Origin of the sequence: Aureliella helgolandensis (assembly GCF_007752135.1) — a bacterium.
Classification (GTDB): domain Bacteria; phylum Planctomycetota; class Planctomycetia; order Pirellulales; family Pirellulaceae; genus Aureliella; species Aureliella helgolandensis.
The window spans coordinates 3,324,931-3,341,435 of sequence record NZ_CP036298.1; the positions used below are offsets into that span (position 1 = coordinate 3,324,931).

At 54.8% G+C, this 16,505-nt stretch carries 9 protein-coding genes and 1 tRNA gene; 2 read left to right on the plus strand and 8 right to left on the minus strand.

Features of this window, described 5'->3' with window-relative positions:
- Positions 1-2: 2 nt before the first annotated feature.
- Positions 3-827 carry a phosphate ABC transporter ATP-binding protein PstB gene (gene pstB, locus Q31a_RS11870; RefSeq protein ID WP_145077809.1) on the plus strand — a complete coding sequence of 275 codons (825 nt, stop codon included), beginning with the start codon at positions 3-5 and terminating at the stop codon, positions 825-827.
- Between the two features lie 256 nt (positions 828-1,083).
- Here pstB and Q31a_RS11875 read toward each other — a convergent pair whose 3' ends face one another.
- The 6 genes from Q31a_RS11875 to Q31a_RS11900 all read right to left on the minus strand — a co-directional run bounded on the left by Q31a_RS11875 (position 1,084) and on the right by Q31a_RS11900 (position 7,581).
- The gene (locus Q31a_RS11875; RefSeq protein WP_197356752.1) at positions 1,084-1,608 is read right to left on the minus strand and encodes a peptide chain release factor family protein; all 525 of its coding nucleotides are present in this window, start codon (positions 1,606-1,608) and stop codon (positions 1,084-1,086) included.
- A gap of 80 nt (positions 1,609-1,688) precedes the next feature.
- Positions 1,689-1,772: transfer RNA gene (locus tag Q31a_RS11880), tRNA-Leu, on the minus strand.
- Between the two features lie 85 nt (positions 1,773-1,857).
- The gene (locus Q31a_RS11885; RefSeq protein WP_197356760.1) at positions 1,858-5,775 is read right to left on the minus strand and encodes an FtsK/SpoIIIE domain-containing protein; all 3,918 of its coding nucleotides are present in this window, start codon (positions 5,773-5,775) and stop codon (positions 1,858-1,860) included.
- Positions 5,776-6,037: 262 nt separating this feature from the next.
- Positions 6,038-6,280, minus strand: coding sequence for a hypothetical protein (locus tag Q31a_RS11890; RefSeq protein ID WP_145077813.1), 243 nt, complete (start codon positions 6,278-6,280; stop codon positions 6,038-6,040).
- 76 nt (positions 6,281-6,356) lie between these two features.
- Positions 6,357-6,941, minus strand: coding sequence for a hypothetical protein (locus Q31a_RS11895; RefSeq protein ID WP_145077815.1), 585 nt, complete (start codon positions 6,939-6,941; stop codon positions 6,357-6,359).
- 370 nt (positions 6,942-7,311) lie between these two features.
- Positions 7,312-7,581: a WXG100 family type VII secretion target gene (locus tag Q31a_RS11900; protein ID WP_145077817.1), complete on the minus strand. Its 270-nt coding sequence runs from the start codon at positions 7,579-7,581 to the stop codon at positions 7,312-7,314.
- Positions 7,582-8,119: 538 nt separating this feature from the next.
- Here Q31a_RS11900 and Q31a_RS11905 point away from each other — a divergent pair.
- Complete coding sequence (locus Q31a_RS11905) at positions 8,120-9,880, plus strand: SufS family cysteine desulfurase (RefSeq protein ID WP_145077819.1); 1,761 nt, start codon at positions 8,120-8,122, stop codon at positions 9,878-9,880.
- A 366-nt stretch (positions 9,881-10,246) separates the two neighbouring features.
- Here the strand turns inward: Q31a_RS11905 and Q31a_RS11910 are convergent, their stop codons facing one another.
- Positions 10,247-11,548, minus strand: coding sequence for a DUF1552 domain-containing protein (locus Q31a_RS11910; RefSeq protein ID WP_145077821.1), 1,302 nt, complete (start codon positions 11,546-11,548; stop codon positions 10,247-10,249).
- Positions 11,549-11,867: 319 nt separating this feature from the next.
- Positions 11,868-16,358: a DUF1592 domain-containing protein gene (locus Q31a_RS11915; protein ID WP_145077823.1), complete on the minus strand. Its 4,491-nt coding sequence runs from the start codon at positions 16,356-16,358 to the stop codon at positions 11,868-11,870.
- Between the last annotated feature and the right edge of the window lie 147 nt (positions 16,359-16,505).

Here is a 16,505-nt window from a genome sequence, read left to right on the forward strand (position 1 = left end):
CAATGATCGCACAACCTGTATTGGAGATGGACGATGTGGTGGACGATGATTTCAGCGAACCATTGCTCGACTGCCATATCGAGAATCTTTATTACGGCAATTTTCGCGCGGTGCGGGATAGTTCCATACCCATTCAACGCGGCTCGATTACTGCATTTATCGGTCCCTCAGGTTGTGGCAAAAGTAGTGCTTTGCGCTGCCTCAACCGCATGAATGACTTGGTTCGTGGCTTTCGATTCGAAGGGCACGTCCGCTTCCGAGGGCAGGATATCTATCATTCCAAAGTCGACCCGGTAGCGGTGCGACGCTACATCGGCATGGTCTTTCAGCAACCCAATCCGTTCGCCATGAGCATCTACAACAATGTGGCCTTCGGTTTGCGCCTTAATCGCTATCGAGGGGATATCGCTGAGAAAGTTGAGGAGTCGCTGCGTGGAGCTGCTCTGTGGGACGAAGTCAAAGACAAACTAAAAAACAGCGGACTATCGCTTTCAGGTGGACAGCAGCAGCGACTGTGCATCGCGCGGGCGATCGCGACCGAACCCGAAGTGCTGCTGATGGATGAACCGTGTTCGGCTCTCGACCCGATCGCCACCAGACGCATCGAGGAATTGATGCACGAGCTGAAGCGGAAGTACACGATCGCGATTGTGACTCACAATCTTCAGCAGGCAAAACGCGTAGCGGATAAGACGGCATTCATGTATGTCGATACCAGTCACGGCGAACGCACCGGATACCTGGTGGAATACGACGATACCGACCGACTGTTCGACTCACCCCAAGTCGACGAAACCAAGCGGTATATCCGAGGTGAATTCAGCTAGTGGCTGGTTGCTTTTGCTCCCCATCCGAGAGCGTCCTTGCAAGGTAAATTGTTTTTCAACTCTCTGCGCAGGTATTACATCCAATCACCTACAAACCAGCCCGCTCATGCTGAAGGGCAATCACGCGAGCCCTGCTCCGCGACCGGTTAGCCTTTCCTGCTCGGACGATGGTAGGAGCCGTACCGCTACAATCCGGGTAGCCACGAGTAGCACGTGAGGAGGCTGCCAGTTCAGGGCTGTCGCACGAGAAGCAAAGCTATTTAAGGCGTCGTAGGCCACGGGCCCTTCGTTGCTGATTCACCCTTTCCAGAGCTGGAAGATGGCTCTTCAAGAGCTTGACGATTTGCGATGCCGTGACCGAGAAGTACTCAGCGGTAGCCGGCAGATCGAAATCGTCTGCGGTGAGCCGGTCGAGCAACTCGGACAGGATGCTCGGATAATCCGTATGCTGGGCTGAGATGGCGATGCGGCCACCCTTGGTTCGGGACAACCATAAGGGACTCGGTGTCCGCTTCTGTGCGACCGCTGGATCGGGATCCAGCTCCTCGGGCAGGCGATGCTCGGTGGCTAAACGCAGTCGCAATCGCAACAAAGCAACTTTGCGATTATCGGCCTGACTGCGACGCTCACTGGCCTCGGCCGAAATTCCGGTAGGGAGATGCGTTAGGATGGCCGCGGTTTCGACCTTGTTGCGATGCTGGCCTCCGGGGCCCCCACGCCGTCCGGTACGCAGTCCACAGTCAGCTAGCAGGGCTTCTTCGGATTGCTGCGCTGGGTGCACGATGTTCAGACCTAGGGAAAAATCCCTGATAAGCCAAAAAAAGAAGCGAGCGTCGGAAAACGCTCGCTTCTCATCACTAGTGCCCAGGACTGGAGTTGAACCAGCAAGGGGTTGCCCCCACAACGACCTCAACGTTGCGCGTCTGCCAATTTCGCCACCTGGGCAGGTGTTTTGCTTCTTTTTCAACATGCGGAGCCACCAAAGACTGGCTGCTGTCGCTGTTGAGTCCTCTAGTTTAGGAAGTGGTTATTATTCGTCAAGACTGGCTGACCACTTCACTAAATCTACCAAAGATTCTGTGGCGAAGGGGCGGAATCGCTCTTCCTGGCCGGTTGCTTCATCGTACAGCAGCATCACATGCTCGCCGAGCTTGGAAGCGGCCACCGAATCAACCAAGTTGGTGGAGTCATTGGCGCTCATTTGCATCAGCAGGCGTATTTCAATTTCTCGCATGGAGGCTCGAGATACCCAGCGAGCCGCGGTGGACTGGCTCTCCGCCCATAAAACTAAGTGCATTCCATGACTTGGACCGTCACGCAGGAGTTCCTCGAGGTGCTTCTCTGGCGTTAGCTCCGATTCGCCGAACCCTCCCATGCCAAAGTCGTCGTCCCGTTTCAGCGTTCGGAGGCGTCCAATCTGAATAAGTTCTACTAATATTGATGGAGCGTCCGCTGGCTCGTCCCCCTCGGACGTGCCGGATGCAATCCGGCTTTGGAGTTCGGCATGCAGTTCCTTGAGCAGCTCATCGACACCTCGGGTATCGACGACGCGCAGCTCGCAGTCGAGTGCTTGCCACTTCTTGGGGAGAGTGAGGGCTTTCGCATCGGTTGGTTTAGCCCCCTGCACGACGTAAACTTGGGCTGGTGTGTTGGGGGAAGCTCGCCGTGCTCCGCGCACGAATGAGGAAGTCAGAACGTCCAGGACAGCGGCGGCTTGGGAGTCATCACCGCCGACAATCAGCACGTTGCGTCCCGCTTGGCGCGTTAGAGGAAAGGTCACTGCAGGATGGATTGCCACACTCTCGCCGACGATGCACCAAGTGGCGTCGGGATTGACCGATTCGATCGATTGGGTGATGGCCAGTTCGGCATTGTTGTCATCCCAAGTTGCGGCTCGATTGCCGTCATAGATAACGGTGCGCCCCAAGCGATTCGTACTGAAATCGCCATTGCGATAGCCCCGGTCGAGCTGGTGGAACCATTCAACTTGTTTCTGTTTGGGCATCCAACCAATTTGCATGGGCTGATTCCCTTCGACGCGTCCCCCCGCATCATTGTAAACCGCTTGCCCGGGTGTCTTGAGTCGTGAGGCGGCTGGATTATCATCGGCAAAGATAATTTGCGCGTCGGACGGATCACACTGCAGTGCAATGCGGACCGCCATCTGTCCCAGCGTGGTTCGGGGGAGAGAGTAGGAACCGGCCAGTGTCTGGCTACTGAGCACCGCATGAACTCCGAAAGAGCGTCCTTGCCGCACAATGCGATCGAGAATGAGACTCGCTTGGCTGGAGAGCTTATCGTCCTCGACGAACAACTCTTGAAACTCGTCGATGACCAACAACATGCGGGGCATGGGGTGGTCGGGGTGGAGCGCGTTCCAGCTAGCGACATCCTGGGCGCCCACTTTGCGGAATGCTTCTCCACGGCGTTGCATACAGTCATCGATATATTCTAGGGAGCTCAAACCAAATTCACGGTGACTCTCAATCCCGATGATGTCGGCGTGGGCGATCGCCGCCTCGGCATAGACCTGAAACTCCACCCCTTTCTTAAAGTCGAGCAAGACCAAACGCAATCGTTCCGGCGAGTATTTGAGAATAGCGCTGGTGATCATGGCGTGCAGCAGGCTTGATTTCCCCGAACCGGTTTTCCCGGCAATAATCGCATGCTGGGCCGTGCCAATCCCAAGTTTCAGCGAGTGGGTACGCCCCACACCGCTCTGTCCGATGGGAATCTCTAGTGAGTGAGAGCTGTCCCCCTGCCACCATGCGTCATGAGCGGGAACCATGCGATCGAGAGGCACTTCCACTCGACTACTCACCAAGGCTCGTCGCCCCACTTCGCCGATAATTTTCTGAGTTTCTTCCTCAGTGGCTGTAGTTGGAATTTGCAGCGGCAGAGCGAGATTGGAATCCCCTTTGACGGAGAACGCTTTGCGCTCAGGATCGTATTGTAGGTGCAAGCCACGTCGCATTAGGAAGTCGCGTTGGTCGGGCGTGGACCATGTAGAATTTGGGTCGACAATCAGGATGGGAATAATGCCGCAGCGCGCTCCCGTGTCGATGATACTCTGCAAGTTCTTCCAGCTGTTATCCTCTAGGCCAGCAGGGAGACTGGACCAAACCAGCATCCGATAGGGTTCGGCCAACGCGCCAGCATCCGCATTGTACTCGGCGATGTTGGCATACTGATTGCGCAGCGATTGCTGAATGATGTCTTCAGCCGCGAGCGACAGGGTGGCAATTTGCTGGGAAATATGGCTTGGTTGCGTCCACACTCGATGGGAAACTAGTTGGGGGTCAAAATCTCCCAAGTGCATTAGCCAACCAAAATCTTGCCCCAGACCAGGTGGATCAATCACGGTCAAGTTCACATTACCCGGTGGCAGACTGGTGAGGGTCCGCAACACGAGGCTGCGAACGAGTTGACGCACCGCGGGCTCAGTGGGGGCTCCATGGATGACTAGGAAGCCATCGTCGAGCGGCGAAAATAGGACCGGAGCGGTGGGGTGAGCTTGCTGGAGGATCGAGCCAACACCATCGGGCATAACCTGTTGAATCTCCAGTATGCCCAAGGGGAGCTGGGGGACGCTCAAGGGAGCCGGCCAGTGCTCTAAGTCCTCGGCAAGGGTATTCCAAGTTGGAAAATGTTCGCTAGCCCACTGTTTGCTAAGCGAGACGAATTTGACGGCTTTTTCGGTCGCCGTTTGCAAACGCATGGCGCCACCACGTTGCAGTTGATTGATCCGCTGAGAAATCTCTGCGTGCTGTTGTGCAGCCGTTTGTCGAATCTCAGCTTCCTCTTGGCGAGCAGCTAGAGCTTCTTGCGCCTGTAGTTCACGGTACTTGACATCTGCCTCCGTCTCCGACGTGACGAGTTGAGTGCTGGCCGCCTGTTTCTCTTGATTGGCAAACTGTTTCAATTTTTCCAATTCGCGAGTTAGTTTGTCTTGCAATTGCAAAATGTTTTGCTGCCGCCAGAGACGGACTTGAGCAAATTGTTCATCGCGTTTGGTCGTAAGTCGGTCGATTTCCTTGTCGCGTTCGTGTGCGGCGTGGCGTTCGGTCTCGGCAGCCAGAAACTCCGAGAGCTTGGTTAAACGCATGACTTTCGGATATTCTGCCGCCGCATTCCGCTTCAACAGCGGCCGCACGCCCATGAAGCCGCCAACGACAAAGAAGATGGCGGTGCCCGCTCCCGCCAGGACCGCAGGCACGAGCAACAGCAGCCCGCTGCCCATCAGCCCACCGGTGACCACCAAGAACAATAGCGCGCAAATCAGAAGCCACCATCCCGATTCTACGAATTTGGAGAGCGGATGACTGGCAATCCGATTGCAATACTGACGCGCTTCAGTCACCGCATCGGTGAGCAGGTCAAAACCTACTTTGGAGGAGGTGATCTCTGGCTGTGGCAGCGGATCCAAGGTGATATCGGGTAGGCGAATACTGCGTTGGGCTAAGGCGTTTTCGGCTTCGCGTTCGATCTCGGAAAGTTCGTGGAGTCGATGGGCAATGGCGGTCTGCAAGTTTTTGAATCTGGTCAGCGGCGCTTCGCGGGCTTTCTGAAAGCGTTGCTCAATGTCTACCTTGCGAGACTTGGCCTCGGCCTTCGTATCGGCCGTTTGAGTGTCGGCCGTTTTTCGCAGCGCCGTCTCCTTGCGGGCCGTGTCGTGGACGGCCCGGTAAGCTCGCAACTCGGCAGCATCCCAGCCAGCATGAATTTCTTCGTCCCATTGCGTTGTGCTGCGGTCCCGGTGATCGTGGGTTCGCGTTTCGAGGGCCGTTAGCTCTGCCTGGGTGCGCTCTTGAAAACTGGCGAGTGTCTGCTGCTGATGCTCGATCTCTTCAGCCGTGGTTTGGGCGCTACTGCTGTACCGAGTGCGCAAACCCGAGACGATTTTCTCGAGGCGATGACGTGGAAGCGGCTTCGGGGACGACTGACGCATTATCCGACCTGCACTTAATGAGCTGTACTTATAACGAAAAGGAATCTCTGGGGCTGTCGATCTGCAGTTTTGTTGTAGTGGACGTGGTGTTCGTTGTCGTGGGCGTGGTGGTAGGCAAGGCAACGCTGCCATTAACCCGGCGAAAAGTTAGAGGCTCGTCAGCTTAACTCACTACAGTATCTTTTCTGGTTCCCCGGCAGAGCCCGGAAACAAGTGGGGGCAATGTAGATGAAATGTTCCGGAGTGGTTCAGGCCGTTCCAGCTAGGGCTGGTCGGGATCTTGTAGCTTTTTCGAAATCTCTTCAAACAGCTCAGTTGATTGAACCAGCGTGGCAACAAGTTGCGTGATGGCTGGCCGGACTTCCGAGGTGTGCCGATTCATAAACGCGCGCCCCTTGCCGTCCTTCCAAACCTCCTTGGTTTCATCGATGACCGATTGATACTCTTCATTCAGCTTGGCAATGCGTTGTGCAACACCTGGCAAGTCGTGGCTAATTCGTTTCATCCAAAATTCTCTAGAATTGGGCCAAAAGGTGGAACGGTGAAATCAGGCAGACTCCCGACGATAGCTGGGGAATGGCCTATGGGGGAGGGAGTGGCTCGGGCGGTGTGCCTCCCGGTTCTCCTGCGTTCTTAGGGCCTTCAGTCGGGGGGGGAGCTGGGGCTGTTGAGGAAAATGCTGCAGTTCGCAGGCCCGCATAGGTCTTGAGCTGAGCAATCTGGTCGTTGAGTTGGTTGAGGGCGAGCAGGAGGTCGGACTCGGCTAGTTCCTGGCAACGCTGGGTCTTAGAGCGGTTCTTGGTTTGTTCGCGTTGCCAATGACTGGCCGCAGCATCGGCCAAGCGAACTTTTTGTTCGCACGTCGCGCGGCGGTCTTCCGCCAATCGCACTCGCTTTTTCTCATCGGTGCAAGGCCTTCGCTCACTCTCACGCACGTACGACATGCACCGCGTTAACGCATCCTGAGCCTCGGACAGCTTGCGACGCGACAAAACGAGCTGGTCTCCCCAGTAGTTCCGAGCTTCGGAGGTAATCCACAAAGTGAGTCGGCGAATCTCTACATGCAGATTTTCCAGTTCTTTACTCAATTGTGAACGGAATCTGGCAGTGGCTTCGCCAAATCTCTCAAGCTGCTCGACCGAGCGGACGTCTGCATTATCTGCCATGGTTCTTCTTTCGAACAGGTTGTCTGCTTTTCCAACTGGCGGCCATGTCGTCGGCATGCAAGGGCCGCGAAACAGCCGCACCCCCAACGTTTTAGTAGCCCAGGCTATCGTCCCACGGCTGATACGGGCTGTTGATATAGTTGAAATTTGAATTTTAATGCGGAGGTAGCATCCTTAATTGACTTGTAGCGGAGGTTATCTTTCCTTGCTCACGCGGGGGTTACTATTTCAACAGCCCGGATAGCGAGTGCCGTTGCGCCGATTCCATCGACAAGCCGGTACGCCGCCAACCCGACAAGCCAGGCCATGGCCCTAAGACGAGATGTCGGCGCGCATGCAGCACGTTGGGCGCCAGGCCGTCAGGGGCCCACTAACGCTGCAGGTATTGGTCGATGATTTCTGCTTTCTTGAGAAGGTAGGGGACGTGCTGATCGGTCGATTCTAGCAGCCGATTGACAAGCTTGACCTGCTCTTCAAATTCTTCTGCAAACTTCCGATTCTCTTGATCTCGCCACGACTCAGCCAAGCGGGCTTGGGCTTGATTCAAGGCGGCCGTTGATTCTCGCACCTGTTGGCCGTAGCGTTTCAACATCGCTGCAAACTGCCTGAGTTGTTCCGGATCGACAATTGCTTGCGCCATCTTCGATTTACTCCTAAATGTCCAATCAGACTCGGTAACTCAACTGCTTGTCTCTTACCTCTCCTCAACAATGGTAGCCATTGGGCCTACAATGATCGGGAGTCCACGAGTCGCAGGGAGTTGAGTACATCTCAAGTATACCCCCCGTTAGTCCGCCTCGTGGGTGAGCCAAGCTGAGAAATGGAAATTCGGTCTTGCGTTCGCTGCGGGGCTTCCCTGGACCGAAGGAGAGTTCCCGTAAAGATAGTTGGGGCGATTTTGCCGGACCGAAGTACGGCCTGAGTCGATTTTCGTCGAACTTGTCATGCAGCACACGCCTCTCACTCCTTGGCTTCGTTCTCCCAGTGCTGGAGGCGGGCTTTGAGGCCCGAGGCCTGATTACGAGGCCTCTTCCGCAGGCGGGAGGGGAAAGGCGACGGTTTGGGAGGCTGAGAATGAGTTGGGGGCCCCCTGACTCCGCCGCAACAATTGAACGATTTGATGGGAAAACTACTAGCCCGGTGCTCTAAGCACTGTTGTTGAAAACTGAATTGAACTTATGAATTCTGAATTTGCGAACAAGATTCGCTCCGATTTTCCGATTCTGGCGACTCAAATGAGTGGCAAACCCCTTGTCTACTTGGACAATGGCGCGACCACGCAAAAACCCCAAGCGATGATCGATGCGCTCGTGCACTACTACACGCACGACAACGCGAATATCCATCGAGGCGTTTATGAACTGAGTCAACGCGCAACGGATGCCTACGAATTGGCGCGGAAAAAAGTTGCCGCATTTCTGGGGGTGGAGGACGCGGCAGAGTGCGTCTTTGTGCGTGGAACCACCGATGGTATCAATCTAGTGGCTGCATCGTGGGGCGGAAATAACCTGAAGGCAGGGGATGAAGTGCTCGTGAGTGGGCTCGAGCATCATTCCAACATCGTTCCTTGGCAATTGATCTGCGAACGCGCCGGGGCCTCATTGCGAGTGTGGCAACCCAATGCAGCGGGAGAACTCGATTTGCAACAGTTGCCTGAAATTTTATCAGCACGCACGAAAATGGTTGCGATTCAGCATGTTTCCAATGCATTGGGAACCATCCATGATGTGGCTGAGATCGTGCGCTGCGCTAAAGCGGTAGACGCTACCGTACTCGTCGACGGCGCCCAGTGGGTTGGTCACTACGCGACCAACGTGGCGGAATTGGGGTGTGACTTTTACACCTTCAGTGGACACAAGCTTTATGGCCCTACCGGTATTGGTGTGCTGTGGGGACGCCGCGAATTATTAGAAGCGATGCCTCCCTACCAAGGAGGCGGAGACATGATTGAAACCGTCGAATTTTCCAAGTCGACGTATGCGCCCCTACCGAATCTGTTTGAAGCTGGGACTCCCAATATCGCAGGTGCGATTGGTTTGGGGGCTGCCATTGATTATGTCCAAGAAGTTGGTTTTGAACGGATCAGTGCGTACGAAGATGCGTTGTTAGAGTATGCAACCGAGAAGATGACGTCGGTCCCTGGTCTGCGCATTTTGGGGACTGCGGCGCGAAAAGCCGCGGTGATTAGCTTTGTGCTGGAATCACCTTCGATCGCTCCTCTAGACATTGCTACAACTCTTAGCGATGAAGGGATTGCGATTCGGACTGGACACCACTGCTGCATGCCGCTCATGGGTGAGCTCAAGGTGAGTGGTACCAGTCGCGTCTCCTTGGCAATGTACAACACCTTCGAAGAGGTCGATCGCTTGGTCGAAGTCTTGAATGCACTCGTTTCTCGTCGTGCATCCAAACAGGCGACTGCTGCGGACGACTCGAACTCGAGTAGTGAATTGTCCGCAGCCATCTCATTTGCCGCAGCCGTTGCAGAATCTCCCGAGGCGGCGGCACATGAACTGGCCGAAGAGTTTTTGTTGTTTGACGATCGAGAAAGCAAGACGGAGCTGCTGCTCGAATTGGGGCAGGAGCTGCCCGATTGTTTCGAAGCTTTGAAGGTGATCAGCACTGCTGTACCGGGGTGTATGAGTGAAGTTTACTTAGTCGGACGCCCTGCTACAGACAAACCTGACTACTTCGAGTTCTCGGCAGATTCAAATGCCGAGATTGTACGCGGATTGATCGCAGTGCTGATCAAGTTGTTTTCGGGCCAGAAAGCGGAGCAGATTCTCGCGTTTGATATTGAGAGCTTTTTTCGCCGTATTGGCTTCGATCAATTTGTTTCCACCCAACGCCGCAGTGGGCTGGATGGAATGATCCGCCGCATCCGGACGCTCGCCCAAAGCATCGCCGACCGCGATGCCAGCGCCACGGCTCCATCCTAGTTTAAGCTGCCCCGCTTGCCCCAAGCATCATTAATTAAGAGTTCTGCAAGGGGTGAGCTGAGCGCCTGGTTTCGGACTGCGGGAGAGGTGGTGGCTCATAGGTACATTGCGATGGGAGGGGCCTGCCGGGTACCGTTTCTTCGCATGCATCGCACACCCATGCGGTGCTGTGTCCCATTGCTTTCCATTGCTCTTACTGTCGCTCTTACTCTTTCCTGCCTCTCCCGAATCTGCGACTCGCGGATGGACGCATTCTTTGGTGAATGTGTACATGCGATACATAACACGGGGCGAAAGGCTCACCGAGACGCGCGACGCGGTGCCTCGGAGAGGTAAAGCCTGTGTGGTGGAGAAAGTGACGCGTGGCTAGACTTCAGCTAGGGCTTCGCTGGCGTCGCCAAATTGGTCGACTTTCAGCCCCATTTTCTGCATCAGCGACATGTACAGACGACAAATTTGACGGTTGGGATTTTCGCGATAATCCAAGACGCGGCCGCCTTCAATCTGTCCCCCTCCTCCGCCGACCAGTACGACAGGTAATTGTGTTGCATCGTGACTGCCCGACATCATGCTTGAACAAAGCATCAGCATCGAATTGTCTAGTGCAGTGCGTTCACCTTCTTGAATGGCATCTAGTTTGGCTGCAATGTAGGCCAATTGCTGCGTGAAGAATTGATTGACTTTCAACCAGTCGTCAGTATCCGCATGCGACAGCAAGTGGTGGATCATGTAATCGACTCCCAGGTTCGGAAAGCGGAGTGACGAGTGATCGTTATTGAGTTTAAGCGTGCATAGCCGGGTGGTATCGGTTTGAAAGGCTAAGACGAGAATGTCACACATGGTGCGCATGTGCTCAGCAATATCCTGCGGCACTCCATCTGCAGGACGAGCGATGTTGGGTTCGGTTAGAGTGGGACGCCAGCCCTGCAGTTCGCCGCGACGACCCGATTGTGCAATGCGCAATTCGACTTCGCGCACCGATTCCAAATACTCATCCAATTTTCGCTGATCTCGTCCGCTGATATTGCGCCGCAACTGCTGCGCGTCGGACAAGACCGCATCGAGAACGCTTTGATCTCCGTGCTGGATTTCGTCCTTAAACAGACGATCAAAGGCTAGGGCGGGGTAGACTTCGAGAGGAGTGGGAGATGTCGGCGAGCTCCAGGAAATGTGCGAGCTGTACAGCATCGAATAATTTTTGTGGATCGAGGGATTGGCTCTTTCGCAACCCAGCACCAGACTGGGAACTTTCGTTTTGTACCCAAAACGCTGTGCCAGCAGTTGATCGACACTCGTACCAGAACGAATCTCGCCTCCAGCGGCAAGAGACGCACCAGAGAGCAGATTGCCGGTTTGAGAGCTATGAATGTTGCCCTTTAGCGCTTCGGCATTGTAGAGGCCTTGAATGAATAGCATGCGTTCACGGTACGGAGCCAGCGGCGTGAGGACTTGCCCCAATTCCATGTCGGCACCCTGGCCTCGCGCCCACCACTCCCTGCCATGGAAGCCATTGCCAGCAAACAAGATTGCCATTCGCACTGGTGGCTGGCTTCCCGGTTCACTTGCTTGCGTTTCATCTCCCCAGACCGCCAATGACTCCATCCAAGGTAGAGCCATCGTGACGCCCAGCCCTCGGAGCATCGACCGACGTGAAAAACGATGAGGCATGGTAGTAATCCTAGGTAAAGTGAGTTCGGGCAGCTAAATCAATTTTGTCGTACTAACCGACCGTAATGTTTTAACTCTGAATTTCTTAGTCTCATTCCACTGACTCAATCGCAACGATTTCAGGAGTAACCTTCAGCCAGTGAAAACGCATCAGACGAACGAACTCTCACCTGCGAGTCCGGGGGGCCCATAAGGACTCTACCCGGTGTCCATCGCGGTTATGAAACTCGTCCATCGGGGGAAATTGATGGTTAGTTAACGGGAGCGACAGACCAGCGAAACGGATGAAGTTTAGGGAAATCGGTTTGCCGACCTTTTCCTAACGATCTTCAATATAAGTTTCACGCTCCCCGCTATGGTGCTCGCGGCCTCGGATATTTCGAAATTGAGGACTGGTCACAATCGTAGTGATCGCACTGGAGATGCGGTAATCATTGGTTTCCAGTTGATGTTGCATTTCAGCCAGCACAGGTTGATCGGAAAGTTGCACGCTGCGTCCCAGGGCATAGCCGAGGAGCTTGCGACAAAACTGCTTGGTGACCGTATCCCATCGCGCTCCGGTCAGATAGTTTTTCAAGTCCTGAGCACCTTGAACGGGTGTGCCGTCGGGTAGGGTAGCAGTCGTGTCCAGCTCCTGCCCATTTTCTTCCGTCGTGCGGAGTCGACCAATGGCATCGAAGCTTTCGAGCGCAAATCCATAGGGGTCGATTCGTCGATGACACCTGGCACAGCTTTCGTTCGATGTATGTTTTTCCACTAGCTGACGCGACGTCAGCTGTTCCGAAACGGCATCGTCCGGTAGGGGAGGGATGCCGGGTGGAGGCTTGGGGAGTTTCTCGCCTAGGAGGACTTCCGACAACCAGGTTCCGCGAAGAATCGGACTGGTACGTGAAGCTCCAGATTGTTTGGCCAAGATCGCGCCGAGCCCCAGAAGTCCACCACGGCCATACTCCTGCAAATTGTCGTAGCGCCGAAAGTCATCTCCTTGGATATTGGGAATGCCATAGTGCTGCGCTAGAGACGCGTTGAGAAAGGTGGAGTTTGAAGAATAAAGTTGTCTAAGTGAGCGATCACGCTGGAACAAATCGGTGAAGCAATGCATTGCCTCTAGATAGAGCAGCGGACGGGCTTCCGCAAACGTGGGGAAATGTCGTTCACTTTTCTCATCGAGTTGATCGAATTCGTAGATCTGCAGCCACTGGCACATGAACTCCGTCGACAAGCGGCCAATGCGTTCGTCACGCAACATGCGTTGTGCTTGTTGAACAAGAACATCCGACTCGTGCAGGCGTCCTGCCACGGCGAGTTCGAGGAGCTCGCCATCCGGCAGACTCGACCACAAAAAGTAGCTGAGCCGTGTAGCCAATTCCAAGTCGGAAACGGGGCCAGCGGTAGGACCTGGGGCCGGTTGCTCTAGTCGATAGAGGAAGGAAGGAGAGACGAGGATGCGCTGCAGAGTCTTGGTGAATGCATCTTCATGGGAGAATCCTAAATCACGCAGATGTTGGTAGAACGTTCGCAATCGCTCTTCTTCGCTAGGCTGGAGCGGATGTCGGAACGCGGCGGATGCGAAGGACAACAACTGCTTAACATGCTGGGGCTCACTCTCCAGAAGTGTCTCTTGGAATTCAGCGGCGCGCTGCTCGATAGAGGCTCGCAGTGGTGCGAAAACACTAGGGTCTGCGTCCTGAGTCGCGAACTCCATCAATTGTTCAAAGGCATCCACAGAAGTGAGCGCGTCGCGGCTGATGTAATGCAACTCTGACCACAAGCGATTCAGTTCTGCGATTTCCTGAGGATCGAGCATTAAACGCTGTAGGTGCTCGTCTTCGCGATAGAGCAAATTCAGTGTTACGACTTCATCGACCGGAACCATTTTGACATAACACAACGCGGCCGGGAAAAGATCCCGAAACTCGGAAAATGCTACTTCAAACCGTCGTCGCGTGGGGCTGTCTGCTGTTGTAATCACTGGCGTTTCAAAATCTACAGCATGGTTGTTTGCCGTCCAAACGCCCTGGCCTGAACTGGAGATGGCCACAGGGGCGGCGAGTTGCTCGGCCTGAGGTAGTGATTGGTGATCGTTCGCGATCGATGTTGTGATCTGAAATTGAAGACTGCCGTCAGCCCCAGTATGAGGTTCCAGGGTACCCGTTGTCACCAATTCGGTTCCCATGGCCAGTTCCAAGGGGATGCGTATGGCAATGGACGATGGAGCTCGGATACATAACGAGTCTGATGCAATGGGGGGGAGCCCTCGGACCTTGGCGGTTTCACCTTCAACTACGACAGGTAAAATGCCAAATGACAATGGGTTGATCCCAAATGTCGTCTTGTCTGAGTGGTTGGATGGATTCGAGGTCGCTGAACGCGCAGCGAATTCCTGCAAGGCACTTTCGAATAACGAAGTAACGATTGGGCCGTCCCAAGCCGTCAGTTGTTGATAGAGTTTCGCATCGGGAGAGTCGCCGTGGATTGGAGGAGCAAGCAATAGCTTCTGAAGCTGTTGGGCCAAGCTTTTTTGTTGGGTAGAATCGTTGCTCAGTTGCCATTGATGAAGGATCGATTCAGCAGGAACAACAGGTGCGGTTGCCAACATAGCCGCGGTGGGCTGCGAAAAGAAGCTCCATACATTGTCGTGACCCTGCATGTCGGCATGTGGATTTCCGGCCAATAGGTTGGATGATAGATCGTCCGATAGATTCCACCGCTGCTCGGTAGTGCTGAGGGTTAGGTCGACCGTCGTTAGGTCGCAAGAATGGTTGCCGTCTCGGGGGCTGACTAGGAGGCAGAGAGCGTCTCCAGCATGCACTTGCACATTGCCAGGCGATGTGAATCGTACAGCAGTGCTGCCTTGGCTAACTCCCGAGGACAAAAGTCGCTTAGTGGTGCCGCGCCGAATTTCAAGCGCCCATTCCACTCCGTTACCGCATTCAGGATGCGCATGAACGATGCTACCTTCGACCGAAATGGTCCCGCTCAAGGGGCTCCTCCAGCCGATGCCTACGGTTTGGGTTGGGGAGGGGTGCACAGCAATGCTATGAGGCAGCATGTTACCGGGAATTCGCACGTGCTGATCGGAGGAGTTCGCCACAACGCTCAATGCATCGGCGCCTACCCAGCCTTGAATGAAATCGAACTCGGCGGCGTTCTCCATTCGGCCTGTGATGGGGGCACCCAATACGGCAGGCTCGGCCGCAACGATATCCAAATAGCCGAGCCAAGCGCGTAGGGTTGGTAGATTGAGCGATAGGTCGGCGGCAACCTGCGCAATATCTGTGGTGGTGGGAGATTGGCGGACGATTGCTGCAGCATTGAGGTAGTTTGCTGTCGACGCAATGGCTTGTGTTCGGTGAGCTCTCATAGTATGCGAGATCGCTGCGACATCACGCAGTAGCACATCGGGGCGACTCTTGGACTCTAAGCGGGGGCTTTCCCAAAGAGCTACATCCCCCTCGTTACCATCTCCGGCGTTACTAACATGCAAATGTAAGGTAATGGAGTCTTGCCCAGCCGCTTGAGCCGCTTCAGCCACAGTTGTTAGGTCGGTGCGGAAATTTTGCTCAACAGCAAGTGGTGAGACTGTTTCCAACCACCGCTGAGGGCCATCGACTTTGCCGATATGCCCGACTGATTCAAACGTCCACAGCGATTGTTGCCACTGTTCGATGGTTTGAATGACTTCTGGCAAGTTGTCCAGGGTTGCGGCGGTCAGCTGAGATTCAAGTTGGTTGAGGATTAGTGAACGGGAATCCTCGGCGGCGGATTTGGGAGCGAACAGTGAGTTCCAGAGTATGCCTAGATATTTTGCGCTGAGGCGATTCTGGCTAGTCCGAGCGATCTGTGCGAACAAAGCTGAATTGCTATCGCTTGCAAGCAATTTGTCGCGGTGAGTGAGCAGTGCTTCCAGATATGCCGATAGTGGCAGACGACCGTCACCGTTCGTCGCGAACTTGACGCCTTGCAGATTGACCTCGCCACCTTGGCTTGCAGTGGAGTAGCGTTGATAGAATTCGCGGATTTGGTTCAGCTTTTCGTCTGTCCAATCCCGACGCGTCTGCGCGTTTGAAAAGGTAAATCCATCGGGAAGCAAGACTGCGTGGCTGGCGATCTCGCGGGCGGCATCCATGTACTTGGTGACCAGGGAGGGGGACATGTTGAGCGCATTCCCCGTATTGGTAAATCCTTCCCCAGCAGCACCATCAACTGGGAATTCCCGTGCCGGAAAAATTGAAATTCCGGCCAGATCTTGAATGGTGTAGGTATATTCAGCGTTGTTTAATCTGCGCAGGACCACAGGGCCTGGATCTCCAGCGCTCGCCAGGGCTTCGGCGTTGAGGTACTGATGCACCCATTTGCTCATCATGGATCGCTCGCTGTCCGATGGTTGCAGCGCGTCGTGTGGAGGCATTTCACGATTAGCCAACATTTCGGCAACACCTTGCCACACGCCTGTCTGTTGTCGCACCTGCAACAATTGAGAAAATTGTTCCAAGTCCAATTCACCGGCTCGCTCGGCAGTTGAATGGCAGTCCAGGCAATATTTGGTGTAGAGGGGCAACTGCTCGGAGTGGAACGCATTTTCGAGCGAAAGAAAGTCTGCGGAACGAAGTTCAGCATTGTCGTTTGCCGGTCCCGAATCTGCGGGGGACTGGGCGATTAGTCGCAGGCAGAACAACAGAGTAATGCACGGAGCCATCAATGGCGAAAGGGATAGCATTTCCAGATGACCGTTGGGAGAGGAGGGGGCGAACGGCAGGGAGGGGCGCGCAGGCGACAGGTGGGGAGGCTCCAATATATAGGAGGGCAACTTGCATTGCAATCAATTTCGATTTAACACTTAAACTTTAGGTGGCCTTGACGAACCTTGTGTTCCGTCTTGGAGGACTGCAATTCCGCAATCTACAAAGATCCGGTGGAAGGCTTGCCCACATCGCGTTTCAAACGCCACCTCCGC